Raw genomic sequence first — 25,385 nt, 5'->3', positions numbered from 1 at the left:
GTCTCTACGCAGGGATGGCTCATGGGTTCAACGTTTCAGCGCTGGGGCTCTTCAGTGACGTAGTGACTAGCGAGCCGGTTTCGGACAGGACGGATGGGTGCCCGCGGTGACCAGGTCGGCAACCGCGGCACGCGGATCACCACTTTTGACCAGGCCTTCGCCGACCAGGACGGCGTCGGCGCCCGCACCGGCGTACGCCAGCAGGTCTCCCGTACCGCGCACACCGGATTCGGCGATCCTGATCACGTTGCTGGGCAGCCCCGGAGCGATGCGCGCGAAGCAATCCCGGTCCACCTCCAGTGTCGCCAGATCGCGCGCGTTGACGCCGATTACGTTGGCCCCGGCCTTGAGCGCCCGGTCGGCTTCTTCCTCGGTATGCACCTCGACGAGCGCCGTCATGCCCAGTGATTCGGTGCGGTCCAGCATCGACACCAACGCCGACTGCTCCAGCGCCGCGACGATCAGCAGCAACATGTCGGCGCCGTGCGCGCGCGCCTCGTGGATCTGATAGGGCTGCACGACAAAGTCTTTGCGCAAAATCGGTATCGAGACGGCCGCGCGAACCGCGTCGAGGTCGTCGAGCGAGCCGTGGAAGCGACGCTCCTCGGTCAACACGCTGATGATGCGGGCGCCACCGTCTTCGTAGGCCCGCGCCAGTTTCGCCGGGTCAGCAATGGTCGCCAGCGAACCCGCCGACGGGCTGGCGCGCTTGACCTCGGCGATGACACCGATTCCGGGCTCGCGCAGGGCGGCCATCACGTCGCGCGGCGGCGGCGCGGCCGCTGCGGCGGCCTTGATCTCGGACAGGCTGATCAGCGCTTCACGCGCGGCAACGTCGGCCCGGACTCCCTCGAGGATGGAGTCAAGCACGGTTGCCGGACTCATGCCTGTCGTTTCCCTTCGCCCTGTCGCCCGCTGTCATCCCACGGCCACTGTGTTGTCCCCGGCCGATTGCGACGACGTGAATGAAGGGTAGCGGCCCGCGGCTTGCGGTCCGTCACCGACCCTCGGTGTCAGGCTCGTTCGGCCGATCGGTTGGGTCGCGTCCCTCGTCAAGCGCATCCCAGATCATCCGCTCCGACATTCCCGGCGTCTCCGGCTCCTCCAGCATCGCCCCGTCGGCCTCTTCGCGTCGCACATTCGACCGGCGCGTCGCCGGTGCCGCGTACTTTATTGCGCTCGAGCGGGCCGACCCCGAGTCGGACGCGGAGCGCATGAGCAGGACGGCGGCGATCAGCGTGCACGCCGCAGCGGCCACGGTGACGCCCGCGCCCCAGTACCGCCGCTCGCTTCCCACCAGCGACATCACCGAGACGTGCGCCAGCTCGGCGCCGCGTACTGCCACGTCGGGCAGCGCCCACAGGCTGATCCCCAGGTAGCCCACCGCCAGGCTGACCACCGCCAGCAGGCCCGCCAGCGCGCGCAGCAGCCAACCCCGCACGGCGATGGCGGCGACGGCCGCGGCAAGCAGGAGCAGCGCCAACGGCAGCAGCGCCGCCGACCACGCCCCACCGGCCAAGGTCACCTGTTTGGGCGGCCCCAGCCCGTCGAACGACCGGATGACGACCCACGGCAGGCGCGACGCCACCCACAACGTCCCGGCGGCAATCACCAGCACTGCCTGGGCAATCCGGATCAGCCACCGGCTGTTCGGCCGGCCGGTGTCCGCGCCGGCCTCACTCATGGCCGCTGGGGCCGGGTTCGGTCAGCGTCTCGGCGGCCGCGATCGCGCCCAGCACCGCGCGGGCCTTGTTGGTCGCCTCGGTGTACTCGTAGGGGCCGTTGGAGTCCGCCACCACGCCGCCACCGGATTGCACATAGGCGATGCCGTCGCGCATCAGGGCGGTGCGGATGGCGATCGCGAAGTCGGCATTGCCGGCGAAGTCCAGGTAGCCGACCACGCCGCCGTACAGGCCGCGGCGCGTCTTCTCGACCTCTTCGATGAGCTCCATGGCCCGGACCTTCGGTGCGCCGGACAACGTGCCGGCCGGGAAGCAGGCCGTCACCGCGTCCAGCGCGGTGCGTCCCTCGTCGAGCGTGCCGGTCACCGTCGACACCAGGTGCATGACGTGGCTATAGCGTTCGATGTGGCTGTAGTCCTCGACGCGCACGGTGCCCGGCGCGCAGACCCGGCCCAGATCGTTGCGGCCCAGGTCGACGAGCATCAGGTGCTCGGCGCGTTCCTTCTCGTCGGCCAGCAGCTCCTTTTCCAGCAGCTGGTCCTCTTCGTCGGTGTCCCCGCGCCACCGGGTGCCGGCGATCGGGTGGGTGGTCGCCGTGCCGTCGGCGACGGTGACCAGCGCCTCCGGACTGGAGCCGACGATCGAAAAGTCAGTTCCGCCAGCACCATTCGGTACCTGCAGCAGATACATGTAGGGGCTCGGGTTGGTGACCCGCAACATCCGGTACACATCGATCGGGTCAACGTGGGTGTCCATTTCGAACCGTTGCGAGGGCACCACCTGGAAGGCCTCACCGGCGGCGATCTGCTCGACGAGGTAGTCGACGATCTTTCCGTACTCCTCGACGCTGCGCTGCGCGCGGTAGCGCGGCTCGGGCCGCTCGAACGTGCCGACCGTCGACGGCAACGGCTGGCCCAGCGCCGCGGTCATCACGTCCAGGCGGGCGATCGCGTCGTCGTAGGCCTCGTCCACCCGCTCGTCGGTCCCGTTCCAGTTCACGGCGTTGGCGATCAGCGTGATGGTGCCCTCGTGGTGGTCGACCGCCGCCACGTCGGTGGCCAGCAGCAGCAACATGTCGGGCAGCTGCAGGTCGTCGACGGCCAGTTCGGGCAGCCGTTCCAGGCGCCGCACCATGTCGTACGCGAAGAACCCGACCATGCCGCCCGACAGCGGCGGCAGCCCTTCGAGCGGCCCGGTGGCCAGCAGCTCGCATGTGGCGCGGAGCGCCTGCAGCGGGTCGCCCCCGGTCGGCGCGTCCTGTGGCACCTCGCCCAGCCAGACGGCCTCACCGTCGCGCACGGTCAGCGCCGACGGCGCTCCGGCGCCGATGAATGACCACCGCGACCAGGACCGGCCGTGCTCGGCCGACTCCAGCAGAAAGGTGCCCGGGCGGTTGGCGGCGAGTTTGCGGTAGGCCGACAGCGGCGTCTCGCTGTCGGCCAGCACCTTGCGGGTCACCGGAACCACGCGGTGCTCGGCTGCCAGCCCGCGGAAATCCTCTCGTGAGGTCGTCGCGGCGAGGTGGGCGTGCACCGAACCATCCTCCCAGACGGGTCGCTGTGCTTCGGGCCAGCCCGACGAAGCTAGCGGGCGTAGCGTGTCCGCCATGAAACCTGGTGACACCGTCGCGGACTTCGAACTGCCCGATCAGACCGGGACGCCGCGCAAGCTCAGCGAACTGCTCTCCGGCGGGCCCGTGGTGCTGTTCTTCTACCCGGCCGCGATGACGCCCGGCTGCACCAAGGAAGCGTGCCACTTCCGCGACCTGGCCTCCGAATTCGCCGCGGTGGGGGCCAACCGGGTGGGCATCAGCGCCGACGCCGTGCAGAAGCAGGCTAAGTTCGCCGACCTGCAGAAATTCGACTACCCGCTGCTGTCGGACACCGACGGCACCGTCGCCAACCAGTTCGGCGTCAAGCGCGGCCTGCTCGGCAAGCTGATGCCGGTCAAGCGCACCACGTTCGTCATCGACACCGACCGCACCGTGCTCGAGGTGATCTCCAGCGAGTTCAACATGGACAGCCACGCCGACAAGGCGCTGGCGACGTTGCGCGCCCGGGCCTGACCGTCAGGGGCTGATCGCCAGGAACACGTAGGCGGCCAGCAGCACCAGGTGGACCTCGCCCTGCAACCGGGTGGCCCGGCCGGGGACGACGGTCAGCATGCTGATCACGACGGTCAGCGCGAGCAACACCAGCTGAGTGGCGCCGAGACCGAGTGCCAGCGGGCCTTCGTGCCAGATCGACGCCAGCGCAATCGCCGGGATGGTCAACCCGATGCTGGCCAGCGCCGAGCCGTAGGCCAGGTTCAAGCTGATCTGGATGCGGCCTTGCCGGGCCGCGCGCACCGCCGCGAGGGTCTCCGGGAGCAACACCAGCGCGGCGATCACCACACCGACGAAGGTCTGCGGGAATCCCGCCGCGGTGACCGCGTGCTCGACGGCCGGCGCTTCTTGCTCGGCCAGGCCGACCACCGCCACCAGCGCACCGAGCATCAGCCCCAGGCTGGTCAGTGCCGTCCGGCCGCTGGGCGGGTCGGCGTGGCTTTCGTCCTCGAAGAGGCGTTTCTGGCCTTTCTGCGCAATCGGCAGGAAGAAGTCGCGATGCCGCACCGTCTGCGTGAAAACGAAAAGCAGGTAAAGCAGCAGTGAGGCGACCGCGGCGAAGGCCAGCTGGCCGGGCGAGAACTCGTTGCCCGGTTCGCTGGTGGTGAACGTGGGCAGCACCAGGCTCAAGGTCGCCAGCGTGGTCAGGGTGGCCAGGGCGGCGCCGGTGCCTTCGGCGTTGAACAGCGTCACGCCGTAGCGCCGGGAACCGAGCAGCAGCGACAGACCGGCGATGCCGTTGGTGGTGATCATCAGCGCGGCGAAGGCCGTGTCGCGGGCCAGGGTCGCCGTCTCGTTACCGCCGGACGACATCAGTTCGACGATCAGGGCGACCTCGATGACCGTCACCGCGGCCGCGAGCACCAACGAGCCGAACGGCTCGCCGACCCGGTGTGCGACCACCTCGGCGTGATGCACCGCGGCCACCACCGCACCGATGAGAAACAGCGCCGTCATCCCGACCAGCACCGGCCCGAGCGTCCTGCCCCAGATCAATGCCAGCACGACAATGGAAAGGACCGGCACAACGACGTTCCAGGACGACCATTTCGACATTGACCGCCATTCTTGTCGAAGGCGCGCGCCCGCGCCTGCGGAAAGTGACCGCAGACACGATTGCTGGTCACCCACGGCCAGCGCCGGACGCGGCTCGGTCGGCGATAACCGGTTGCGGCCGCGACGGCGTCAGTAGCATGCTCACATGCTCGACAGCGGTGCCGACGGCGAAGGCCTGACCCCAGGACAGGTGTTTGCCGGCTACACCATCGTTCGGCGGCTGGGCGCCGGCGGCATGGGCAAGGTCTATCTGGCCCAGCACCCGCGGCTGCCCCGCCGCGACGCGCTCAAGGTGCTGTCCGGCGAGCTGACCGCGAACGACGAGTTCCGCCAACGCTTCAACCGCGAGGCCGATCTGGCTGCCAGCCTGTACAACGAGCACATCGTCGGCATCCACGACCGCGGCGAGTTCGAGGGAAAGCTGTGGCTGTCGATGGACTACGTGGAGGGTATCGACGCCGCGGAGCTGCTGCGCAGCCGCTATCGGTCCGGCATGCCCAAAGTTGACGTTATTGAGATCATTTCGGCGGTGGCCGATGCACTCGATTACGCCCACTCGCGGGGCCTGCTGCACCGCGACGTCAAACCCGCCAACATCTTGCTCGGTGACGCCAACCCGCGGCGGCGGATCCTGCTGGCCGATTTCGGTATCGCCCGCGAGCTGGGTGAGATCAGCGGCCTGACCGCGACGAACATGTTGGTGGGCACCACCGCCTACTGCGCGCCCGAGCAACTGCAGGGTGCGGACCTCGATGCGCAGGCCGACCAATATGCGCTGGGGTGCACGGCCTACAACCTGTTGACCGGGTCGGCCCCGTTTCATCATTCCAACCCGGCGGTGGTCATCGGCCAGCACCTGTCCGCACCGCCACCACTGATCAGCCAGCGGCGGCCCGAATTGGCCGAACTCGACACCGTCATCGCCAAGGCACTCGCCAAGCACCCGTCCGAGCGCTACGCGTCGTGCGCGGATTTCGCCGCGGCGCTGGCGGGCCAAGCGGGCACCGCACCGCCCGATGCGGCGGGCCCCACCGAGATCATCGCTGCACCAACGGAAGTCATCGTAAAACCGCCGTCCCCGGAAGGCGCCGCGCCACCGGCACGCGGCGGCCGGGTCGGGGCGATGGCACTGGTGGTGGTGCTGGTCGCAGCGGCGCTGGTCGCGGTTGCCGCCGTCGTCGGGGTCCGCCTGCTGAACGGCCACGACGACCAGCCGGACCCCGGCGCCTCGGCGCCCTCCGCGCGGACCACCGCGAATACCGTTGCGCCGCCGTCGAAGCCGGCCCTGAAGCTGTCCAGCCAGATCACCGATCAGTCGGGGGTGCTCGGCCCCGTCGAGCACAACACGGTCGAACGGGCACTGAACAACCTGCACACCCACCGCGGCATTCGACTATGGGTGGTGTACGTCAAGGATTTCGCCGGCCTCAAGCCATTCCGCTGGGCCGAGGACACCATGCGCGCCAACGGTTTCACCGACAGCGACGCGATTTTGGCCGTCGCCACCGATGAACGCGGCTTTTCCTTCCGGGTGCCCGGCGCGGCGATCAGCGGAACGGCGATCGATGTCGAAGCCATTCGCCGCGACCGGATCGAACCGGCCGTCGCGCGCCGGGAATGGACCCGCGCCGCGGTGGCCGCGGCCAACGGACTCGATGCAATGCCGGGTTAGGCGGTCAGCGCTCCGGTGCCAGCAGCACGTCGGCATCGAAGCAGCTGTGATCGCCGGTGTGGCAGGCGCCGCCGACCTGATCGACCGTCAGCAGGACGGTGTCGCCATCGCAGTCCAGGCGCACCGAGTGGACGTATTGGGTGTGGCCGGACGTCGCGCCCTTGATCCACTGCTCACCGCGAGATCGTGAATAATACGTCGCCTCGCGGGTTTCCATGGTCCGGGCCAGCGCCGCGTCGTCCATCCAGGCGACCATCAGCACATCACCGCTGCCGCGCTCCTGCACGACGGCGGTGAACAGGCCGTCGGCGTTGCGCTTCAGCCGCGCGGTGATCTGCGGGTCGAGCGTCATCGCACAGTGATCCCTTCTGCGGCCATGGCGGCCTTCACCTGACCGATGGTCAGCTCCCGGAAGTGAAACACGCTGGCCGCCAACACCGCATCGGCGCCGGCCGCGATCGCGGGCGCGAAGTGTTCGGCCGCCCCGGCGCCGCCGCTGGCGATGACGGGCACGGTTACCGCGGACCGCACCGCCTGCAGCATCTCCAAGTCGAACCCGGCCTTGGTGCCGTCGGCGTCCATCGAGTTCAGCAGGATCTCCCCGACCCCCAGATCGGCTCCGCGCGAAGCCCACTCGACCGCATCCAGCCCGGTGCCCTGCCGCCCGCCATGCGTGGTGACCTCCCAGCCCGACGGCGTCGGCACCGCGCCCGGCGGCACCGTGCGGGCATCGACGGACAGCACGATGCACTGGGATCCGAACTGGCGTGCCATCTCGGCCAGCAGCTCGGGCCGGGCGATCGCGGCGGTGTTGATGGACACCTTGTCGGCGCCCGCACGCAGCAGGACGTCGACGTCGGCCACAGTGCGCACCCCGCCGCCGACGGTCAGCGGAATGAAGACCTGCTCGGCAGTGCGGCGCACCACATCGAGCATGGTGGCCCGCCCGGACGACGACGCGGTCACGTCGAGAAAGGTCAGCTCGTCGGCGCCTTCGGCGTCATAGGCGGCCGCGAGTTCCACCGGATCGCCTGCGTCCCTGAGGTTTTCGAAGTTGACACCTTTGACCACCCGGCCGCCGTCGACGTCCAGGCATGGGATCACTCGCACCGCGAGGCCGTGCGGATTCGGGGCCATCTCAGTAGTCCTCCGGTCGGCCGGTGGCGCGCAGTATTTCCAGGACCTCGGCGTGCGCGGCGGGACCGGCCGCCAGCGCGGAATCCGAATCAGGACTCCACGGCTCGCCGGCCAGGTCGGTGACGACACCGCCCGCGGCCCGGACCAGCGCCACCCCGGCGGCGTGGTCCCATACATGGCCACCGAAACTTACTGCCGCACCCAGTATTCCGTCGGCGACGAACGCCAGGTCAAGCCCGGTGGAGCCGTGCATGCGCAGTCGCGAGGAGACCCGGCTGAGGTTCTCCAACACCGCGATTCGGTAGCGCCCCGGGAACCGGCCGCGCGCGTCCGCGCTGAACGACCCAGCGCCGACCAGGGCGTCGGCCAAATCGATGTCGGCGAGCGGAGGCTGCGACACCCCGTTCTTGCGCAACGGGCCGCCCGCCACCGCGGTGTAGCGCTGGTCGATGAACGGCAACCAGGTCAGTCCGGCCACCGGGTCACCGTGGTGCAGCAGGCCGAGCAGGATTCCGGCCATCGGCGATCCGGCCGCGTAGTTGAAGGTGCCGTCGACGGGATCCAACACCCACACCCATGGCGAGTCGACGGCCGAACCGCCGAATTCCTCGCCGTGCACCCCGATCCCGGTGGCCTCGACGAGTGCGGCGACCACCGCTCGCTCGATCGCGAGGTCGACGTCGGTGGCAAAGTCGTTGCCCTTCTTGCGGACCGCCGAATCGGCGCGGTGGCCGGCAAGGAACGGTTCGACCGCGTCGTCGAGAATCGCCGACGCCTGCGCCACCAGCGTGTGCACGTCCATGCGGCGCTACTCCGCCACCGCGGCCAGCGCCTGAGGCAGGCTGAACCGGCCCGCGTAGAGGGCCTTGCCCACAATCGCGCCCTCGATCCCGCGGCCGGTGAGGGTGGCGATCGCGCGCAGGTCATCGAGGCTGGACACGCCGCCGGAGGCGATCACCGGTGCGTCGGTGCGGTCGGCGACGGATGCCAGCAGGTCCAGATTGGGGCCGCCCAGCGTCCCGTCCTTGGTCACGTCGGTGACCACGAACCGCGAACACCCTTGCCCGTCAAGGCGTTCCAGCACCTCCCACAGGTCGCCGCCGTCGGTTTCCCAGCCCCGCCCGCGCAGCCGGTGCGCGCCGTCGACGATCTGGACGTCCAGGCCGACGGCGACCTTGTCGCCGTGCTCGCTGATCGCCCGGGCGCACCACTGCGGGTCCTCCAGGGCCGCCGTGCCCAGGTTCACCCGGGCGCAGCCGGTGGCCAGGGCGGCGGCCAGCGAATCGTCGTCGCGGATCCCGCCGGACAACTCCACCTGCACGTCGAGCTTGCCGACCACCTCGGCCAGCAGTTCGCGGTTGGAGCCGCGCCCGAACGCCGCGTCCAGGTCGACCAGATGGATCCATTCGGCGCCATCGCGCTGCCAGGTCAGCGCGGCGTCCAGCGCCGAGCCGTACTCGGTTTCACTGCCCGCCTTGCCCTGCACCAGACGCACGGCGCGGCCGTCGACCACGTCGACCGCGGGCAACAAGATCAACACATTCCCTCCTGTGTGCCGAGATCGCAACGCGTTACGCGCATCCCCGGCTGTTGCTTGTTAGAAAGCGCTTTCGCGAGGCCCTTCACAATCCCTGGACCCAATTGCTCAACACGGCCGCGCCCGCATCCCCGCTCTTCTCGGGGTGGAATTGGGTGGCCGACAGCGGCCCGTCCTCGACCGCGGCCAGAAACGGGCCCTCGTGGGTGGCCCACGTCAGCACCGCCTCCGACGAACCCTCCCACTGCTGCGCGGCATAGGAGTGCACGAAGTAGAACCGGGTGTCGGCATCGAGTCCCTTGAACAAGACGGTGCCGGGCCCGGATTCGACGACGTTCCAGCCCATGTGCGGGATGACCGGCGCCTGCAGTCGAGTGACGTAGCCCGGCCACTGGCCGCATCCCTCTGTCTCGACACTGAATTCGACCCCGCGGGCGAACAGGATCTGCATGCCGACGCAGACGCCCAGCACCGGGCGCCCGGCGGCGATCCGCTCGGCGATGATGCGCTCGCCGCCGATGTTGCGCAGCCCCGTCATGCAGGCCTCGTAGGCACCGACGCCGGGCACCACCAGGCCGTCGGCGGCGGCCGCGGCACCGGCGTCGCCGGTCACCTCGACCGACGCGCCGACCCGCTCGAGCGCACGCTGAGCCGACCGGAGGTTGCCCGAGCCGTAGTCAAGGACAACAACTTTCTTGAGTGCCGTCACAGAACCCCTTTGGTGGACGGCACGTCCGACACCCGGGGGTCGGACTCGACCGCCTGACGCAGCGCACGGGCAACCGCCTTGTACTGCGCCTCGGTGATGTGGTGCGGGTCGCGCCCGTACAGGACGCGCACATGCAACGCGATGCGCGCGTTCATCGCCAGCGATTCGAACACGTGCCGGTTGATCACCGTGTGATACGGCACCGAGTTGCCGGCAATGGTGGTGTGCTGCAGGTGATCCGGTTCTCCGCTGTGCACGCAATAGGGTCGGCCGGACACGTCGACCGCCGCATGGGCCAGCGTTTCGTCCATCGGGATGAACGCGTCGCCGAACCGCCGGATGCCCCGTTTGTCGCCCAGGGCCTGGCCGAGCGCCTGCCCCAGCGCGATGGCGGTGTCCTCGATGGTGTGGTGTCCTTCGATTTCGACGTCGCCCTTGGTGCGCACGGTCAAGTCGAAACTGGCGTGACTGCCCAGGGCCGTGAGCATGTGGTCGTAGAACGGCACACCGGTCTCGATGTCGACCTGTCCGGTGCCGTCCAGGTCGAGTTCGATGACGATGTCGGATTCCTTCGTGCGGCGCTCGATGCGCGCACGACGGGTAGCGGTCGCTGTCACGGTGCTCCTACGGGGCTGGGGGTAACTGGTGCCAGTTCGGTGGCGACGATCTGGGCGCTGGCGCGCAGGAAGGCGTCGTTCTCCTCGGCCAGTCCGGTGGTGGCGCGCAGATAGCCGGGGATGCCGACGTCGCGGATCAGCACACCGGCGTCCAGATAACGTTGCCAGGTGGCCGGCGCATCGGCGAATTCGCCGAACAGCACGAAGTTCGCGTCGCTGGGAATCACCCGAAACCCCATGCCGGCCAAGGCGGTTGAGACACGCTCGCGTTCGGCGATCAGCGTCGCCACACTGCCCAGGGTGTCATCGGCGTGCCGCAGCGCGGCGCGCGCGGCGGCCTGGGTGAGCACCGACAGGTGATACGGCAGCCGCACCAGCAGCATCGCGTCGATCACCGCCGGGGTGGCTATCAGGTAGCCCAGCCGGCCGCCGGCGAACGCGAACGCCTTGCTCATGGTGCGCGAGACGATCAGTTTGGTGGGGTACTCCCCCACCAGTTCGACGGCACTGGGCTGCGAAGAGAATTCGCCGTAGGCCTCGTCGACGATCAGGATGCCCGGCGTCACGTCGAGCAGCCGCCGCAGGTCCGGCAGCGGAACACTCTGCCCGGACGGGTTATTCGGGCTGGCGACGAAGACCACATCGGGCCGGCGTTGGGCGATGGCGGCCACGGCGGCGTCGACGTCCAGACCGAAGTCGTCGGCGCGGGCGGCCTGCAGCCATTCGGTACGGGTGCCGTCGGAGATGATCGGGTGCATCGAATAGGACGGGACGAAACCGATCGCGGTGCGCCCCGGACCCCCGAAAGCCTGCAGCAGCTGTTGCAGGATCTCATTGGAACCGTTTGCCGCCCAGAGGTTTTCGACTCCGAGCTCAACGCCGGTCTGGGCGCTCAGGTATGCGGCCAGGTCGGTCCGCAGGGCCACCGCGTCGCGGTCCGGGTAGCGGTGCAGGTCGGCCGCGGCCTCGCCCACCGACCGCACCACGTCGTCCACCAGCGCCTTGCTCGGTGGGTGCGGGTTCTCGTTGGTGTTCAGCCGCACCGGGACGTCCAATTGCGGTGCGCCGTAAGGCGATTTTCCGCGCAGGTCGTCGCGCAGCGGCAGGTCGTCGAGCATGGGCTCCGATTGTCCGCTCATCGCTCGAACCTCCGCCGTACCGCTTCGCCGTGCGACGGCAGGTCTTCGGCCTCGGCGAGCGCGATCACATGTCCGGACACGTCTTTGAGGGCCGCCTCGGTGTAGTCGACGACGTGGATGCCGCGCAGGAAGGTCTGCACCGACAGGCCGCTGGAGTGCCGGGCGGTGCCCGCGGTGGGCAGCACGTGATTGGATCCGGCGCAGTAGTCACCGAGGCTCACCGGCGCATACGGGCCGACGAAAATGGCTCCGGCCGAACGGATTCGGCCCGCCACGGCGGGCGCGTCGGCGGTCTGGATCTCCAGATGTTCGGCGGCGTAGGCGTTGACCACTTCGACGCCGGCGTCCAGGTCGTCGACCAGGATGATGGCCGATTGGCGACCGCCGAGGGCGGCCGTCACCCGTTCGCGGTGCACGGTCGTCTGCAGCTGGTTGGTCAGCTCCGCGTCGGTGGCGGCGGCCAGGTCCGCGCTGGGGGTGACCAGGACGCTGCCCGCCATCTCGTCGTGCTCGGCCTGACTGATCAGGTCGGCGGCGATGTGCGCCGGATCGGCGGTGTGGTCGGCCAGGATCGCGATCTCGGTCGGGCCCGCTTCGGCGTCGATCCCGACGTGCGACCGGCACAGCCGCTTGGCGGCGGTGACGTAGATGTTGCCCGGCCCGGTGATCATGTCGACGGGCGCCAGCTCGGCGCCGTCGAGGTCGGTGCCGCCGTAGGCCAGCAGCGCCACCGCCTGCGCGCCGCCGACGGCCCATACCTCGTCGACGCCCAGCAGCCGGGCCGCGGCCAGGATCGTCGGGTGCGGCAGCCCGTCGAATGCAGCCTGCGGCGGGCTGGCCACCACCAGCGAGCCGACGCCGGCGGCCTGGGCCGGGACCACGTTCATGACCACGCTGGAGGGGTAGACGGCGTTGCCGCCGGGCACGTAGAGGCCCACCCGGTCAACCGGAACCCACCGCTCGGTGACGGTGGCGCCCGGGCCGAGGATGGTCGTGACGTCGGTGCGACGCTGGTCGGCATGCACGGCGCGGGTGCGTTCGATCATCACCCGCAGCGCGTCGGCCACCCTCACGTCCAGTTCGGCCTGGGCCTTCTCGAGCGCGGCGTCGGGCACCCGAACGGCCGGGGGCCGCACCCCGTCGAACGTGGCCCCGAACTCGCACGCGGCTTCGGCGCCGCGCTCGGCGACGGCCTGCACGATCGGCCGGACCTTGGGCAGCACCGCCTCCACGTCGGCGCCGCCGCGGGGCAACGCCGCCCGCAATCGGGCAGCCGTCAACTCCGCGCCCCGCAGGTCGATACGGGCCATCGGCGACGGTCGGGTGGTGCTCACGGTGTCCATTGTCCCAGAGGAACTCAAGTCAATATCCGACCGGTACAGTGCCGGTATCGAGGCCATACCCCGCGTCGAAAAAAGAAGAGCCGCCCCAGGGAGCCGCCATGTCCGCGAAGGATCACCCCAACAACGCCCCGGGCATCCCGATGGTCTTCCCGCCCTGGTTTGAGCGCTTCCAGATCAAATACTTCAACCCGGCACTGAAGCCCTTCGTGCGATACCTGCCCGGAACCGCGACGATCAAGCACCGAGGCCGCACCTCCGGCAAGCCCTACGAGACCATCGTGACCACGTATCGCAAGGGCAACACCCTGGCAATCGCGCTGGGCCACGGCAAGACGAACTGGGTGAAGAACGTGCTGGCCGCCGGTGAGGCGGACGTGGAGTTCAGCCGCAACCGGTCGGTGCACCTGATCAACCCGCGAATTCTGCCCGCCGGCTCGGACGGGGACGGCCTGCCGGCGCTGGCGCGCATGCAGCTGCGCCGGATCGGCGTTTTCGTCGGCGATATCGCCTGAGGCGATCGCCCGCGGAGAGCACCGCAGCGTTGAGTGTGCGCTGGTGGCGTTGACTGTGCGCTGAGGGCGGCGACACGCCGAGAAGTGACGCCCAGCATGCACACTCGACGGGGCGCGCAGCGGCATTCACCTACATATCGAGGCCAATGTCGAGCACCCGCACCGAATGGGTCAGCGCGCCGACAGCCAGGTAGTCCACCCCGGTCGCGGCATACGCGGCCGCGTTCTCCAGGCTGAGCCCGCCCGAGGATTCCAGCAGCACTGCGGGTGCCCGCGTATCGCGGCGCTGAACGGCCATCTGCGTCTGCCACACCGGAAAGTTGTCCAGCAGGATGAGCTCGGGCTTCTCGGGCAGCACCTCGTCCAGCTGCTCGAGTGAATCCACTTCCACCTCGCACGCCAGATCCGGTGCCGCCTCGCGCACGGCCCGCAGCGCGTCGACCACCGATCCCGCGGCCACCACGTGGTTGTCCTTGATCAGGGCCGCGTCGCCGAGGCCTAGGCGGTGGTTCACGCCGCCACCGACCCGGACGGCGTATTTCTGCAGGACGCGAAGGCCGGGCAGGGTTTTGCGGGTATCGCGCACCTGGGCCTTGGTGCCGTGCACGGCGGCCACCCAGTGCGCCGTCGCGGTGGCGATCCCGGACAGGTGGCAGATCAGGTTCAGCATGGTCCGCTCGGCGGTCAGCAGTCCACGGGTCTCGGCGCGCAGCGTCAGCACCGGCTGGCCCGGCTCCAGCCGGGCCCCGTCCTCGACGCGGTCGAGCACCTCGTAGCCGCGGGCGCCGAGCACCTCGTCGAGCACCAGCAGCGCGATGTCGATGCCGGCGATCACGCCGGGCTCGCGGGGCACCATCGAGGCGGTCGCGACCGCTTCGGCGGGCACCGTGGCCAGGGTGGTGATGTCGGGCCCGTAGCGCAGGTCCTCGACCAGGCCCCGCTTGATGGTTTCGCGCGCGGCGGTCAGTTCACAGTCGGACATCGTGGTCATACGACCGCCGCCAACGCCTCCACCAGCACCGCGTTCTGGTCGTCGGCCAGGCGCAGCACGTTGCTGCGTCCCAGCTCGGACGCGGTCTGCGGATATTCCTCGCGATGGTGGCAGCCCCGGCTCTCGGTGCGGGCCAGGGCCGCGGCCGTGACCGCGCGGGCGGCGACGGCCAGCACGACATCCTCGAAGTCGCGGCGGCCGGACACGGGACGCAGCTGCGCCTGCGACAGCATGGTGGACAGCCGGGTCAGCCCGGCGGCATCGCGCACCACCGACGCGTCCCGGCTCATCGCGCGCTGCAGCTCGGGGCGCTCGGGCGCGGTGTGGATGAGCGGCTCGGGCGCGACCATGTGCACCCGCCCGATCGTGGTGGCATGCGCGGCCGCCAATTTGCCGGCCCGCCCGCCGACCACCAGACCTTCCAGCAGGCTGTTGGACGCCAGCCGGTTGGCACCGTGCAGTCCGGTGCGCGCCACCTCGCCCGCGGCGAACAACCCGGGCAGTTCGGTCTGGCCGTAGACGTCGGTGACGATGCCGCCGCAGCTGTAATGCGCCCCGGGCACAACCGGAATGGCCTGCCGGACGGGATCGATGCCGGCGGCCCGGCAGGCGGCCGTCACCGTCGGGAATCGGTTGGCGAAGTCGCCGATGTGGCGTGCGTCGAGGAAGACGCAGGCATCGCCGGTGGCCTTCAGCCGGGCGTCGATGGCCGCGGCGACGATGTCGCGGGGCGCCAGGTCCCCCATCGGGTGAACACCTGCCGTCACCGAATCGCCTTGTCGGTCAATCAATTTCGCGCCCTCACCGCGGATGGCCTCGGTGACCAGCGGACGCCGCCCGCTGGCGGCATCGGGGGCGAAGAGCATCGTGGGGTGGAACTGGATGAACTCGAGATCGCTGACCGGGACACCGGCCCACAAGCCGAGCGCGATGCCGTCGCCGGTGGAGCCCTCGGGGTTGGTGGTCGCGCCGTACAGGTGCCCGAGGCCGCCCGAGGCCAGGATCACCGACGGCGCGCTGATGATTCCGGACCCGTCGGGGGTGCCGACCAGGACGCCGGTCACGGCCGCACCGTCGTGCAGAACCCGCAGCGCCACATGGGCGGTGCGGATGTCCAGGGTGCGCGCGGCGTGGTCGAGTGCCCGCTGCACCTCCGCGCCGGTGGCGTCGCCGCCGGCATGCACGATGCGTCGCCGGGAGTGTCCACCCTCGCGGGTCAGCGCCCACTTGCCCGGCGCGGCTTCGTCGAATCGTGCTCCGTCGCCGACCAATTCGGCGACGGCCGCATAGCCGTCGGCGACGATCGAGTAGACCGCCTGGGGGTCGCACAGACCGGCGCCCGCGACCACCGTGTCGGCGACGTGGGCCTCCACCGAATCGTCATTGTCGGGCAGCACCACCGCGATACCGCCCTGCGCGTAATGCGTGGCGGTCGCCCCGCGGGCCTGGTCGGCCTTGCTCAGCACGACGACGCTGCCCCCGGCGCGGTGCGCGGCCAGCGCCGCGGCCAATCCCGCGACGCCGGTACCGACTACGACGACGTCGGCGCTGTGCGTCCACTGGGGACGGGCGGTCACTCGCCACCGCCCGGCTGGCCGATTTCGATCATCCGCTGCACGCTGCGCCGGCCGGCGGCGGCCACGTCGGGATCGACATCAACCTCGTCGGCCCCCTCGACGAGGCAGCGCAGCAGCGCGGCCGGGGTGATCATCTTCATGAACTTGCAGGAAGCGCGGTCGTTGACCGCGCGGAAGTCGACTTGCGGTGCGGCCCGGCGCAATTGGTACAGCATGCCGACCTCGGTGGCGACCAGCACCTTGCGTGCGTTGGTGTGGTGGGCGGCCTCCAGCATGCCGCCGGTGGACAGGATCTTCACCCGGTCCGGCGGGAAGGCGCCCTCGCCCGCGAGATACAGGGCCGAAGTGGCGCAACCACATTCGGGGTGCACGAAGAGCTCGGCATCGGGGTTGGCGCGGGCCTGGTCGTTGAGTTCGTCGCCGTTGATCCCGGCGTGCACGTGGCATTCGCCCGCCCACACGTGCAGGTTCTCGCGACCGGTCATCCGGCGGACGTGCGCGCCGAGGAACTGATCCGGGCAGAACAGCACCTCCCGGTCGGGATCGATGGACTCGACGACCTCGACCGCGTTAGACGAGGTGCAGCAGATGTCGGTGAGCGCCTTGACGGCCGCCGTCGTGTTGACGTAGGAGACGACGACCGCACCAGGGTGTTCGTCCTTCCAGGCCCGCAGCTCGTCGGCGGTGATGGAATCGGCCAGCGAGCAGCCGGCGCGCTGGTCCGGGATGAGCACCGTCTTGTCCGGGCTCAGGATCTTGGCCGTCTCGGCCATGAAGTGCACGCCGCAGAAGACGATGGTGTCCTCGGGCGCCTCGGCGGCGATCCGCGACAGTGCGAGTGAGTCGCCCACGTGGTCGGCGACGTCCTGGATCTCGGGCAGTTGATAGTTGTGCGCCAACACGGTGGCGCCGCGCAGCTCGGCCAGGCGGCGAACCTCGGCGGCCCATTGCTCATCACCGGCCACACCGGCGTACCCGGCGGGTGAATTCGTGAGGTCGGCGACCATGCTTTCGGCGAGCGTGTCCATGCGATTGATAACCGTCATGGCGGCTCCTTTCGGCCCAGGAGGTTTTCGACTTATAATCGAAAACATGGTCCATGGTAGCACCGCTCACGAAGTGCTCGCGGTCGTGTTCCAGGTTCGCGAAGTGACCGGACAGGTTACGAAGGGACGCCGGACGGCGAAACCGCAGTTGAACGTGCTGCTATGGCAGCGCGCCCGGGAGCCGCAACAGGGCAAGTGGTCGCTGCCGGGCGGGCAGCTGCGCAACGACGAGGACATGATCACCTCGGTCCGGCGCCAACTGGCCGAGAAGGTCGACCTCAAAGAGCTGGCCCACCTGGAACAGCTCGCGGTGTTCTCCGACCCGCACCGGGTGCCGGACACCCGCGTGATCGCGTCCACGTTCCTGGGCCTGGTGCCCTCCCCCGCCAGCCCCGAGCTGCCGCCGGACACCCGCTGGCATCCGGTGAACTCCCTGCCGCCGATGGCCTTCGATCACGGTCAGATGGTGGACAACGCCCGCACCCGGCTGATCGCCAAGCTGTCCTACACCAATATCGGCTTCGCTTTGGCGCCAAGGGAATTCGCGCTTTCCACGCTGCGCGACATCTACGGCGCCGCGCTGGGCTATCAGGTGGACGCGACGAACCTGCAGCGAGTGCTGGCCCGGCGCGGCGTCATCCGGGCGACCGGCACCATCGCACAATCCGGGCGCAGCGGCGGACGCCCGGCCGCGCTGTACCGGTTCACCGACGCGGCGTTGCGGGTCACCGACGAGTTCGCCGCGCTCAGGCCGCCGGGGCTGCCAGGCTAGGCTGGCAGAAAAGCGTCATCGGGCGACGTGGGGGCGATTCGAATTTCAGTAGCGTTCTGACCTGGCCGGAGTGACGAGGAGTCGCGCACACTGCGGCGATTACGTTTGGTTACCTGCCGTTCGTGCGCGAGAATGCCGGGTGGTCCACGAAGGGAGCCTCAATGGCTGAGCTCGGCAACCTCGCAGGCACGCAGGGCGCGGAATGGATCGCCCGGCCGCCGCACGAGGAACTGCAGCACAAGGTGCGTCCGCTGCTGCCTTCGGACGACCCGTTCTACCAACCGCCGCTGGGCTTCCAGCACGCCGAGCCCGGCACCGTGCTGCGCTCGCGCGACGTCGAGCTCGCGTTCCTCGGCCTGATCCCGCAGCCCATCAAGGCCGTCCAGCTGCTGTACCGGACCATGGACATGAACGGCGAGCCGGAGGCCACCGCCACGACGGTGATCGCCCCCGCCGACCTCGCTGCGGGCCAGGCCTGCCCGCTGCTGTCCTACCAGTGCGCGATCGACGCCGTCTCGTCGCGCTGCTTCCCCTCCTATGCGCTGCGGCGCCGGGCGAAGGCGCTGGGCGCCATCGGCCAGTTCGAGCTCTTCCTGATCGCCGCCGCCGTGGCCGAGGGGTGGGCCGTCTCCGTGCCCGACCACGAAGGGCTGCGCGGCCTGTGGGGCGCGCCGTATGAACCCGGCTACCGCGTCCTGGACGGCATCCGGGCCGCGCGCAACTCGGAGCGCCTCAACCTGTCCTCCGCCGCCCCCGTCGGGCTGTGGGGATACTCCGGTGGCGGACTGGCCAGCGCCTGGGCCGCCGAGATGTGCGCCGAATACGCGCCCGAGCTGAATATCGTCGGCGCGGTGCTGGGCTCACCCGTCGGCGACCTGGGCAATACCTTCCGCCGGCTCAACGGCAGCTTCCTGTCCGGGCTTCCCGCGCTGGTGGTGGCCGCGCTCGCGCACATCTACCCCGATCTGGACCGGGTGATCCGCGAGCACACCAACGAGGAGGGGCGTGCCCTGCTCGACTCGCTGGAGAAGATGACGACGGTGGAAGCCGTGGTGCGGATGGCCGGCAAGAACATGGGCGACTATCTCGACCAGCCGCTCGAGCAGATCCTGTCCACCCCCGAAGTCACCTACGTCTTCGACCACATCAAGCTGGGTGCCGCCGTCCCCACGCCCCCCGTGCTGATCGTGCAGGCCGTGCACGACTACCTGATCGACGTCCACGACATCGACATGCTCGCCGACGCGTATTCGGCCGGCGGCGCGCACGTCACCTACCACCGCGACGCCTTCAACGAGCACATGATGCTGCACCCGCTGTCGGCGCCGATGACGCTGCGCTGGCTGACGGATCGGTTCGAAGGCCGCCCGCTGACCGAGCACCTGGTCCGCACCACGTGGCCGACGATGTTCAACCCGATGACCTACGTCGGCATGGCCCGGCTGCTCAAGATCGCGGCCAAGGTCGTCACGGGCCGCAAGATCGGCCGCCGCCCGCTATGACACGGGCGCTTCCGCGGCGCCTCCGCCTCCGACCGGCAGCGCTTCGGAAGGCCTAGGCTCCGGCGGGAGCGCACCCAGGTCGTCGCGGGCGTCCGCGGCCGCCCGCACGGCGTAGACCAGGGCCGCGATGCCGGCCGGCCACAACAGGGTCACCGCGATCTGCAGCGGACCGGTCGAGAAGAACACCGGCGGCGCCTGCGTGACGTACGCGACCGACGGGCTCTTGGTGAGCGGGACCGCGTCGAAGTTCAGGTCGCCGTAGCTCAGCCGAACCAGCCCGGCCCCCACCGCCGAGGCCAGGGCGGCCGCCGCAACCATGCCGCCCGACAGGGCGATGACCATTGCCGGCCCGCGGTGCTCGCGCCACTGCCACACCCCGACCGAGCCGACCACCGCCAGCACGGTCAGCAGCCCCAGCATCAGGGCCGGCGCGACGAAGAAGTGCTCCGACTCGTTGCCCAGATAGTCATGGACCCGCTCGCCCGAACGGGTGAGGGCCACCACGGCGCGAATCGGCGGGGCGATCCACGCCCACACTCCACCGATCACCAGGCCGGTGACCGCCGAGCCCAGGGCCACGATTAGGAGCGCGCGCAGGCGGGCCCGCCGAGAAACGGTGACGAGGGGCGCATCGGACTTGGCCGGCTCGGTCACCGCTGCGTCTCCAGATCGCCGGAATCGACCTCACCGTGCCTCGAGCAGCGCGCGCGCCAGCCGTCGGGGCGAACCTGCACCACCATCCGGCGACCGCACGCCGCGCAGAACCGCGGAGGCTCGAGACCCAACTGAGCCGCTGTCGGCACTGAGGTGCCCCCTAATTCCCCGGTGTAGACGTTGTAGACGCCGGCACCCACCGCAGCGCCCAGATCGCCAACCACAAGTCTCCAACCCTAGCCGCGAAGCCGGCCTACAAGCTGGCGTTGAGCCCCTTGAGGGGCATCTGCAGGTCGTCCAGCAATTCCAGGTCGGATTCGGCGGGCCGGCCCAGCGTGGTCAGGTAATTGCCGACGATGACGGCGTTGATGCCGCCCAGGATGCCCTTCTTGGCACCCAGGTCGCCCAGCGTGATCTCCCGGCCGCCGGCGAATCGCAGCATGGTGCGGGGCAGCGCCAGCCGGAACGCGGCCACCGACTTCAGCGCCTCGCTCGCCGGCATGACCTCCAAGTCGCCGAACGGGGTGCCGGGCCGCGGGTTGAGGAAGTTCAGCGGCACCTCGTCGGGGCCGAGTTCGGCCAGTTCGGCGGCGAATTCCGCGCGCTGTTCCAGGGTCTCGCCCATGCCGAGGATGCCGCCGCAGCAGACCTCCATGCCAGCGTCGCGGACCATCGACAGCGTCTCCCAGCGCTCTTCCCAGCTGTGGGTGGTCACCACGTTGGTGAAGTACGACCGGGCGGTCTCCAGGTTGTGGTTGTAGCGGTGCACTCCCATTTCGGAGAGCTGCTCGACCTGCTCGGCCGTCAGCATCCCCAGCGAGCAGGCGATGTTGATCTCGACCTCATTGCGGATCGCCTCGATGCCGGCCGCGACCTGGGCCAACAGCCTCTCGTCGGGCCCGCGCACGGCGGCCACAATGCAGAACTCGGTGGCGCCGGACTTGGCGGTCTGCTTAGCCGCCTCGACCAGGCTGGGAATGTCGAGCCGCGCGCTGCGCACCGGCGACGCGAACAGCCCCGACTGCGAGCAGAAGTGACAGTCCTCCGGGCAGCCGCCGGTCTTCAGGCTGATGATGCCCTCGACCTCGACCTCGGGACCGCACCAGCGCATCCGCACGTCGTGGGCCAGCGCCAACAGCTCGTCAAGGCGGTCGTCGGGCAGTTGCAGCACCCGCAGCACCTGGTCCCGGCTCAATCCCTGGCCATCCTCCAGCACCTGCTGCCGGGCCACCGCCAGGATGTCCTCGTCGTTGCCGATTTCGGCCGTTGGTCGAGTTGCCGCTTGAGTCACCAGGTACTCCCCTTGCCTCTTTTTCGTGTCCGCGCGTGGGGACACATCTGCCACGTGTGATGGCAGCGGTGAATGAAAGGTGTTCAAAGTAGGGTAACGGCCCAAGTACACGACCTACCTATGGGTATACGACCATGGTGACTCCGCACGCCGAATTCCTAGCGCACCACTACCTGCTGTTGGCGGCGCCGGCGTTTCTGCCTGCGGTGATCGTCGTCGGGGTGGTCTTGTACATCGCGCTGCGCGACCGCAGGGAAGGCCGGAACACCCCGGGCGGCGGCAAGGACGCTTCCCATCCCGACACGTTCGACAAAGAGCGGGATTGACGCGCCCTGGATCCGGGCATTAAACAAACAATCACGACCCTACTTGGCAGTAATAAGCGGTTGACGGAATCGGATCCTCCGGGGCAGCCCGGCGCGGTTGGGAGGCACGACGATGCGGTCGAATGAACTGGTGATTGTTGCTGAGGCACCCGCGCGCGGCGCGGGGCTGAATCAGGTGATCGGGCTGTCGATCGCCGCGGTGGTGATCACCCTGCTATTGCTATGGGTGGGCTATGCCCATCGCACCCACCGCATTCATTGGTTGACGCGCGTCGCCGACAAAGTCGGCGATAAATTCCACCGGCCCGGCTGGGTCGCCCTGCCGGTTCTGGTGTTCACCACATCCATCATCTGCGCGCTGTTCGGTTTCATCTGGGACGTCAGCTGGCATATCGGCAACGGCCGCGACCCCGGGCCGCTGGCCAATCCGGCGCACTACTTCATCATCATCGGACTGTTCGGCATCTTCCTGGGCGGGATGACGGCGGTCGTGCTGCCGTTCGACCAGCCCGGCCCGGCGGCGGTGCGCATCACGCGAAACTGGCACGCACCCGTGGGCGGCGTGCTGATGGCCGGTTGCGGGCTGTACGCGATGGTCGGGTTCCCGCTCGACGACATCTGGCACCGCATCTTCGGCCAAGACGTAACCCTCTGGGGGCCAACGCATTTGATGATGATCGGCGGTGCCTGCTTTTCGCTGTTCGCGGTGCTGATGCTGGAACGCGAAGGTGAGGCCGCCGAAGGCGAGGATGTCTACCACGGCGTCTTCATCACCTTCCTGCGCTACCTGTCCTTCGGCGGGTTGTTCATCGGCTTATCGGTGTATCAGATCGAGTTTGACTTCGGCGTTCCACAATTCCGCCTGGTGTTCCAGCCCATGCTGATCGCCGGCGCGGCGGCTCTGACGGCGGTCGCCGCGCGCACCACCATGGGGCGGGGTGCGGCCCTGATCGCGGCCGTCTTCGCCATCGCCCTGCGTGGCGGGGTCGCCCTGCTGGTCGGGCCGATACTCGGAGCCCCGATCAACTGGTTCCCGCTCTACCTCGGCCCCGCTCTGGTGGTCGAGCTGATCGCGCTGACCCCGCTTTTCAAGCGCCCCGTCGTGTTTGGCGCCATCGCCGGCCTGGGCGTGGGGTCCGTCGGGCTGTTCCTGGAATCGCTGTGGATCTCGGCGGTCTACCACTACCCGTGGCCGACCAGCATGTGGGGTGAGGCCCTGGCGACGGCGGTGCCGGTGGCGATCCTGATGGGTATGTGCGGCGCCATGTTCGGCATGGTGCTCACCGGACAGCGCCTCCCGGGGCGCGCCATCGGCATCTCGGTGATCGTGGTGACGGTTTTGGTGATCGGCGGCGCGGTGGCCAACGGCCTGCACATCGTGGTGCCGGGCAAGAACAACGCCACCGTCACGCTGACCGATCTGCCCAGTGCACCGGGGCAGCGCATGGTGTCGGCCGACGTACAACTCCTACCCGCCGACATGGTCAGCGACCATCCGGACTGGCTGACGATCCTGTCCTGGCAGGGGCGCATGAATAACGACCGCGGCCTGGTCATCGACCGGCTCGCCAAGGTCGGGCCCGGGCACTACCGCTCCACCCAGCCGGTTCCGGTGTGGGGGGAATGGAAGACCCTGCTGCGAGTCCAGGACGGCCGCACAATGACGGCCGTGCCGATCTGGGAACCGGCGGACGCCGCCATTCCGGCCCCCGAGGTCCCCGCGCTGCCATCGAGCACGCGGCCGTTCGTCCTGGAAGTCACAATTCTGCAGCGCGAACGCGACCAGAACGCGCCGGCCTGGTTGTTTACCGCGGGCGGGATCGTGGTGCTGTTCCTGACGCTCATGGTGATCGGCGGCTTGACCTGGGGTGCCGGCCGGCTCAACAACTCCATCGCCGAGCCGGAACCGGTGGAGGACAAGCAGCCGGTCCCCCGGGCGGCCTGAGCCCATGACGGTTCGACGCACACTCATCGCAGCGTGGGCGGCGGCGCTGGTCTGCGGCCTGGTCGGCTGCGCCGGTTCGACCAGTAAGTCGCCGGCCGCACCGCTGATGATCGACGTGACCATCGCGAACGGGCAGGTCACCCCGACCAACGCCACGCTGCAGGCCACGGTGCATCAGCAGATCACCCTGCACGTGACCAGCGATGCCGCCGACGAGCTGCACGTGCATTCGACGCCGGACCACAAGTTCCAGGTCGCTGCCGCTCCCAACCAGACGTTCGGATTCGCCGTCGACGTTCCGGGCAACGTCGCGGTGGAGCTGCACCATCTGGACCGCACCATCGCAACGATCCAAGTGCAGTCGTGAGCTCCGCCGCCGCGGCGGTGGTGCTCGCGCACGGTCTCGGGGGGTCGGGTGACCTTCCGGTGCCCTACGCGTACGCAATGGTCGGCGCGGCATGGGCGCTGACCTTTACGTTCGCCCTGGTGGCGTTCGCGTGGCGGCAGCCGCGGTTCGATCCGCTCAAGCCGGGCCGGCCGTTGCCGACGGCGTTGACGACGTTCGTCGACTCCCGGGTGGCCCGGTGGTCGGTGGCCGCGGTGGCGCTGGTATTCGCGGCGTGGGTGGTGGCCGCCGGGGTGTGGGGTCCCGAATCGGAGTCCAACGCGCTGCTCGGTGCGTTCTACGTGCTGCTGTGGGTCGGGCTGATGGCGCTGTCGCTGGTCATCGGGCCGGTGTGGCGGGGGATCTCGCCGATGCGCACGGTGTATCTGCTGCTGCGTCGCGTCGTCCCGGAGCGCCTCGGCCGGCCCCGGCTGTCCTACCCCGAGGGCTGGGGCTATCGGCCCGCCGCGTTCGGCCTATTCGCCTTCGTCTGGATGGAGCTGGCCAGCCCGAACTCCGCTTCACTGCCGTGGGTCAGGACGTGGATAGCCGCCTACGCCGTGCTGATGCTGGTCGGCGCCTGGCTGTGCGGCCAGCGCTGGCTGGCCCGCGCCGACCCGTTCGGCGTGTACAGCATGGCCGTCTCCCGGCTCTCGCCGTTTCGGCGCAACCCGGAGACCGGAAAGATCGTTGTCGGAAACCCGCTCGACCATCTGCCGTCGCTGCCGGTGCGGCCGGGCGTCGTGGTGCTGCTGGCGGTGCTGCTCGGCTCGACGGCGTTCGACAGTTTCTCGTCGTCGCCGACGTGGCGCGGCTTCTCCGATCAGCTCACCCGTGAATTCGGCGCTCCCCCGACACTGGCGTCGTCGATACTTCGCACCGTCGGGCTGATCGTCTTCATTTGCGTTGTGGCAGTGACATTTTCACTTGCGGCACGCGCCACCGGCGGGGTCACCGCGGAGCGGCGCCGCGAATTGCCGGGCGAGATGGCGCATTCACTGATCCCGATCGTCGTCGGCTACATCTTCGCGCACTACCTGTCCTATCTGGTGGAGCGCGGACAGCAGGCGGTGTTCGCGCTGGCTGACCCGTTCGGCCACGGGTGGAATCTGCTCGGCCTGGCGCATCTGCACGTGGCCTACGTCTTGTCCATGCACCCGCCGGTGCTGGCCGCGATCAAGGTGACCTGCGTGGTCACCGGGCACATCGTCGCGGTGATCGCGGCCCACGACAAAGCCCTGCGGCTGCTGCCCGCCGGGCATCAGCTCACCGGCCAGCTGACGATGATGCTGGTGATGGTCGGCTACACCTTCACCGGTTTGTATTTGCTCTTCGGGGGGTAGGCGTCGGGGCGTGCGCTTCCTGACGCCATCGCGAGAAGCGGCGCC

Annotated in this window: 27 protein-coding genes; 9 read left to right on the top strand and 18 right to left on the bottom strand. The window is 69.3% G+C overall.

All coding sequences use genetic code 11. The features are described from left to right. Window positions 1-66 precede the first annotated feature (66 nt). The 3 genes from trpC to B8W69_RS02325 form a co-directional block, all read right to left on the bottom strand. Window positions 67-885 carry an indole-3-glycerol phosphate synthase TrpC gene (trpC, locus tag B8W69_RS02335; RefSeq protein ID WP_007776189.1) on the bottom strand — a complete coding sequence of 273 codons (819 nt, stop codon included), beginning with the start codon at window positions 883-885 and terminating at the stop codon, window positions 67-69. Window positions 886-997: 112 nt separating this feature from the next. Then, complete coding sequence (locus B8W69_RS02330) at window positions 998-1,684, bottom strand: TIGR02234 family membrane protein (RefSeq protein WP_085288398.1); 687 nt, start codon at window positions 1,682-1,684, stop codon at window positions 998-1,000. Next, the gene (locus B8W69_RS02325) at window positions 1,677-3,215 is read right to left on the bottom strand and encodes an anthranilate synthase component I (RefSeq protein ID WP_085288561.1); all 1,539 of its coding nucleotides are present in this window, start codon (window positions 3,213-3,215) and stop codon (window positions 1,677-1,679) included. The genes B8W69_RS02330 and B8W69_RS02325 overlap by 8 nt, the downstream gene beginning before the upstream one ends. A gap of 73 nt (window positions 3,216-3,288) precedes the next feature. On the opposite strand from B8W69_RS02325, the gene B8W69_RS02320 reads away from it, so the two are divergent. Continuing rightward, a complete protein-coding gene (locus B8W69_RS02320) occupies window positions 3,289-3,747 on the top strand; it encodes a peroxiredoxin (protein WP_085288397.1) in 459 nt (152 codons plus the stop codon). 3 nt (window positions 3,748-3,750) lie between these two features. Here the strand turns inward: B8W69_RS02320 and B8W69_RS02315 are convergent, their stop codons facing one another. Beyond that, window positions 3,751-4,842, bottom strand: coding sequence for a calcium:cation antiporter (locus tag B8W69_RS02315; RefSeq protein ID WP_085288396.1), 1,092 nt, complete (start codon window positions 4,840-4,842; stop codon window positions 3,751-3,753). A 145-nt stretch (window positions 4,843-4,987) separates the two neighbouring features. On the opposite strand from B8W69_RS02315, the gene B8W69_RS02310 reads away from it, so the two are divergent. Then, window positions 4,988-6,514 (top strand): serine/threonine-protein kinase, encoded by a 1,527-nt coding sequence (locus tag B8W69_RS02310; protein ID WP_085288395.1) that lies wholly within the window; start codon window positions 4,988-4,990, stop codon window positions 6,512-6,514. Window positions 6,515-6,518: 4 nt separating this feature from the next. Here B8W69_RS02310 and hisI read toward each other — a convergent pair whose 3' ends face one another. The 8 genes from hisI to hisD all read right to left on the bottom strand — a co-directional run bounded on the left by hisI (window position 6,519) and on the right by hisD (window position 12,996). Continuing rightward, on the bottom strand, window positions 6,519-6,866 hold the full coding sequence (gene hisI / locus B8W69_RS02305; protein ID WP_085288394.1) for a phosphoribosyl-AMP cyclohydrolase: 348 nt from the start codon (window positions 6,864-6,866) through the stop codon (window positions 6,519-6,521). Continuing rightward, complete coding sequence (hisF, locus tag B8W69_RS02300) at window positions 6,863-7,651, bottom strand: imidazole glycerol phosphate synthase subunit HisF (protein ID WP_065030132.1); 789 nt, start codon at window positions 7,649-7,651, stop codon at window positions 6,863-6,865. Before hisF ends, hisI begins: the two co-directional genes overlap by 4 nt. 1 nt (window position 7,652) lies before the next feature. Then, window positions 7,653-8,453, bottom strand: a complete 801-nt coding sequence (locus B8W69_RS02295; RefSeq protein WP_085288393.1) for an inositol monophosphatase family protein — start codon at window positions 8,451-8,453, stop codon at window positions 7,653-7,655. 6 nt (window positions 8,454-8,459) lie between these two features. After that, window positions 8,460-9,191 (bottom strand): bifunctional 1-(5-phosphoribosyl)-5-((5-phosphoribosylamino)methylideneamino)imidazole-4-carboxamide isomerase/phosphoribosylanthranilate isomerase PriA, encoded by a 732-nt coding sequence (priA, locus tag B8W69_RS02290; protein WP_085288392.1) that lies wholly within the window; start codon window positions 9,189-9,191, stop codon window positions 8,460-8,462. 82 nt (window positions 9,192-9,273) lie between these two features. Beyond that, entirely contained in the window at window positions 9,274-9,897 is a 624-nt protein-coding gene (gene hisH, locus B8W69_RS02285; RefSeq protein WP_085288391.1) for an imidazole glycerol phosphate synthase subunit HisH, read from the bottom strand. Next, window positions 9,894-10,514 carry an imidazoleglycerol-phosphate dehydratase HisB gene (gene hisB / locus B8W69_RS02280; RefSeq protein ID WP_085288390.1) on the bottom strand — a complete coding sequence of 207 codons (621 nt, stop codon included), beginning with the start codon at window positions 10,512-10,514 and terminating at the stop codon, window positions 9,894-9,896. Before hisB ends, hisH begins: the two co-directional genes overlap by 4 nt. Then, window positions 10,511-11,653, bottom strand: coding sequence for a histidinol-phosphate transaminase (locus B8W69_RS02275; RefSeq protein WP_085288389.1), 1,143 nt, complete (start codon window positions 11,651-11,653; stop codon window positions 10,511-10,513). The genes hisB and B8W69_RS02275 overlap by 4 nt, the downstream gene beginning before the upstream one ends. After that, on the bottom strand, window positions 11,650-12,996 hold the full coding sequence (gene hisD / locus B8W69_RS02270; protein ID WP_085288388.1) for a histidinol dehydrogenase: 1,347 nt from the start codon (window positions 12,994-12,996) through the stop codon (window positions 11,650-11,652). The genes B8W69_RS02275 and hisD overlap by 4 nt, the downstream gene beginning before the upstream one ends. A 98-nt stretch (window positions 12,997-13,094) precedes the next feature. Here hisD and B8W69_RS02265 point away from each other — a divergent pair, with 98 nt between their 5' ends. Next, window positions 13,095-13,508, top strand: coding sequence for a nitroreductase family deazaflavin-dependent oxidoreductase (locus B8W69_RS02265; RefSeq protein WP_085288387.1), 414 nt, complete (start codon window positions 13,095-13,097; stop codon window positions 13,506-13,508). A 130-nt stretch (window positions 13,509-13,638) separates the two neighbouring features. Here B8W69_RS02265 and nadC read toward each other — a convergent pair whose 3' ends face one another. The 3 genes from nadC to nadA are packed head-to-tail and all read right to left on the bottom strand — an operon-like array spanning window position 13,639 to window position 17,122. After that, window positions 13,639-14,499, bottom strand: coding sequence for a carboxylating nicotinate-nucleotide diphosphorylase (nadC, locus tag B8W69_RS02260; protein WP_085288386.1), 861 nt, complete (start codon window positions 14,497-14,499; stop codon window positions 13,639-13,641). Then, window positions 14,496-16,076, bottom strand: coding sequence for an L-aspartate oxidase (locus B8W69_RS02255; RefSeq protein ID WP_085288385.1), 1,581 nt, complete (start codon window positions 16,074-16,076; stop codon window positions 14,496-14,498). The genes nadC and B8W69_RS02255 overlap by 4 nt, the downstream gene beginning before the upstream one ends. Next, window positions 16,073-17,122, bottom strand: a complete 1,050-nt coding sequence (gene nadA / locus B8W69_RS02250; protein ID WP_085288384.1) for a quinolinate synthase NadA — start codon at window positions 17,120-17,122, stop codon at window positions 16,073-16,075. Before nadA ends, B8W69_RS02255 begins: the two co-directional genes overlap by 4 nt. Window positions 17,123-17,168: 46 nt before the next feature. Between nadA and B8W69_RS02245 the strand changes: the two genes are divergently transcribed. Both B8W69_RS02245 and B8W69_RS02240 read left to right on the top strand, forming a co-directional pair. Next, complete coding sequence (locus B8W69_RS02245) at window positions 17,169-17,894, top strand: NUDIX hydrolase (protein WP_085288383.1); 726 nt, start codon at window positions 17,169-17,171, stop codon at window positions 17,892-17,894. Window positions 17,895-18,055: 161 nt separating this feature from the next. Further along, window positions 18,056-19,396, top strand: coding sequence for a lipase family protein (locus tag B8W69_RS02240; protein WP_085288382.1), 1,341 nt, complete (start codon window positions 18,056-18,058; stop codon window positions 19,394-19,396). Here B8W69_RS02240 and B8W69_RS02235 read toward each other — a convergent pair. From B8W69_RS02235 to bioB, 3 genes are read right to left on the bottom strand one after another with little or no spacing between them, the layout of a single operon-like run. Continuing rightward, on the bottom strand, window positions 19,391-20,050 hold the full coding sequence (locus B8W69_RS02235; RefSeq protein ID WP_085288381.1) for a DUF2567 domain-containing protein: 660 nt from the start codon (window positions 20,048-20,050) through the stop codon (window positions 19,391-19,393). The two genes, B8W69_RS02240 and B8W69_RS02235, sit on opposite strands and share 6 nt — an antisense overlap. Beyond that, a complete protein-coding gene (gene bsaP / locus B8W69_RS02230) occupies window positions 20,047-20,274 on the bottom strand; it encodes a biotin synthase auxiliary protein BsaP (RefSeq protein WP_085288380.1) in 228 nt (75 codons plus the stop codon). Before bsaP ends, B8W69_RS02235 begins: the two co-directional genes overlap by 4 nt. Window positions 20,275-20,303: 29 nt before the next feature. After that, entirely contained in the window at window positions 20,304-21,341 is a 1,038-nt protein-coding gene (bioB, locus tag B8W69_RS02225) for a biotin synthase BioB (protein WP_085288560.1), read from the bottom strand. 134 nt (window positions 21,342-21,475) lie between these two features. Here bioB and B8W69_RS02220 point away from each other — a divergent pair, with 134 nt between their 5' ends. The 4 genes from B8W69_RS02220 to B8W69_RS02205 all read left to right on the top strand — a co-directional run bounded on the left by B8W69_RS02220 (window position 21,476) and on the right by B8W69_RS02205 (window position 25,340). After that, on the top strand, window positions 21,476-21,667 hold the full coding sequence (locus tag B8W69_RS02220) for a hypothetical protein (RefSeq protein ID WP_085288379.1): 192 nt from the start codon (window positions 21,476-21,478) through the stop codon (window positions 21,665-21,667). 112 nt (window positions 21,668-21,779) lie between these two features. Continuing rightward, window positions 21,780-23,612, top strand: a complete 1,833-nt coding sequence (locus B8W69_RS02215; RefSeq protein ID WP_085288559.1) for a hypothetical protein — start codon at window positions 21,780-21,782, stop codon at window positions 23,610-23,612. A gap of 4 nt (window positions 23,613-23,616) precedes the next feature. Next, window positions 23,617-23,979 carry a hypothetical protein gene (locus tag B8W69_RS02210; protein ID WP_085288378.1) on the top strand — a complete coding sequence of 121 codons (363 nt, stop codon included), beginning with the start codon at window positions 23,617-23,619 and terminating at the stop codon, window positions 23,977-23,979. Next, window positions 23,976-25,340: a hypothetical protein gene (locus B8W69_RS02205; RefSeq protein WP_085288377.1), complete on the top strand. Its 1,365-nt coding sequence runs from the start codon at window positions 23,976-23,978 to the stop codon at window positions 25,338-25,340. The genes B8W69_RS02210 and B8W69_RS02205 overlap by 4 nt, the downstream gene beginning before the upstream one ends. Window positions 25,341-25,385 lie beyond the last annotated feature (45 nt).

The organism is Mycolicibacterium vulneris (assembly GCF_002104765.1).
In the GTDB taxonomy this organism is placed as follows: domain Bacteria; phylum Actinomycetota; class Actinomycetes; order Mycobacteriales; family Mycobacteriaceae; genus Mycobacterium; species Mycobacterium vulneris.
The sequence above is the reverse complement of the archived record's forward strand: the minus strand, read 5'-3'. Positions and strand labels throughout refer to the sequence as shown.

Bases quoted from the DNA above. Each gene is read 5' to 3' on its own strand.
- trpC (WP_007776189.1), bottom strand. From the start codon at position 885: ATGAGTCCGGCAACCGTGCTTGACTCCATCCTCGAGGGAGTCCGGGCC.
- B8W69_RS02330 (WP_085288398.1), bottom strand. From the start codon at position 1,684: ATGAGTGAGGCCGGCGCGGACACCGGCCGGCCGAACAGCCGGTGGCTG.
- B8W69_RS02320 (WP_085288397.1), top strand. From the start codon at position 3,289: ATGAAACCTGGTGACACCGTCGCGGACTTCGAACTGCCCGATCAGACC.
- B8W69_RS02315 (WP_085288396.1), bottom strand. From the start codon at position 4,842: ATGTCGAAATGGTCGTCCTGGAACGTCGTTGTGCCGGTCCTTTCCATT.
- B8W69_RS02310 (WP_085288395.1), top strand. From the start codon at position 4,988: ATGCTCGACAGCGGTGCCGACGGCGAAGGCCTGACCCCAGGACAGGTG.
- hisI (WP_085288394.1), bottom strand. From the start codon at position 6,866: ATGACGCTCGACCCGCAGATCACCGCGCGGCTGAAGCGCAACGCCGAC.
- hisF (WP_065030132.1), bottom strand. From the start codon at position 7,651: ATGGCCCCGAATCCGCACGGCCTCGCGGTGCGAGTGATCCCATGCCTG.
- B8W69_RS02295 (WP_085288393.1), bottom strand. From the start codon at position 8,453: ATGGACGTGCACACGCTGGTGGCGCAGGCGTCGGCGATTCTCGACGAC.
- B8W69_RS02275 (WP_085288389.1), bottom strand. From the start codon at position 11,653: ATGAGCGGACAATCGGAGCCCATGCTCGACGACCTGCCGCTGCGCGAC.
- hisD (WP_085288388.1), bottom strand. From the start codon at position 12,996: ATGGACACCGTGAGCACCACCCGACCGTCGCCGATGGCCCGTATCGAC.
- B8W69_RS02265 (WP_085288387.1), top strand. From the start codon at position 13,095: ATGTCCGCGAAGGATCACCCCAACAACGCCCCGGGCATCCCGATGGTC.
- nadC (WP_085288386.1), bottom strand. From the start codon at position 14,499: ATGACCACGATGTCCGACTGTGAACTGACCGCCGCGCGCGAAACCATC.
- nadA (WP_085288384.1), bottom strand. From the start codon at position 17,122: ATGACGGTTATCAATCGCATGGACACGCTCGCCGAAAGCATGGTCGCC.
- B8W69_RS02245 (WP_085288383.1), top strand. From the start codon at position 17,169: ATGGTCCATGGTAGCACCGCTCACGAAGTGCTCGCGGTCGTGTTCCAG.
- B8W69_RS02240 (WP_085288382.1), top strand. From the start codon at position 18,056: ATGGCTGAGCTCGGCAACCTCGCAGGCACGCAGGGCGCGGAATGGATC.
- B8W69_RS02220 (WP_085288379.1), top strand. From the start codon at position 21,476: ATGGTGACTCCGCACGCCGAATTCCTAGCGCACCACTACCTGCTGTTG.
- B8W69_RS02215 (WP_085288559.1), top strand. From the start codon at position 21,780: ATGCGGTCGAATGAACTGGTGATTGTTGCTGAGGCACCCGCGCGCGGC.
- B8W69_RS02210 (WP_085288378.1), top strand. From the start codon at position 23,617: ATGACGGTTCGACGCACACTCATCGCAGCGTGGGCGGCGGCGCTGGTC.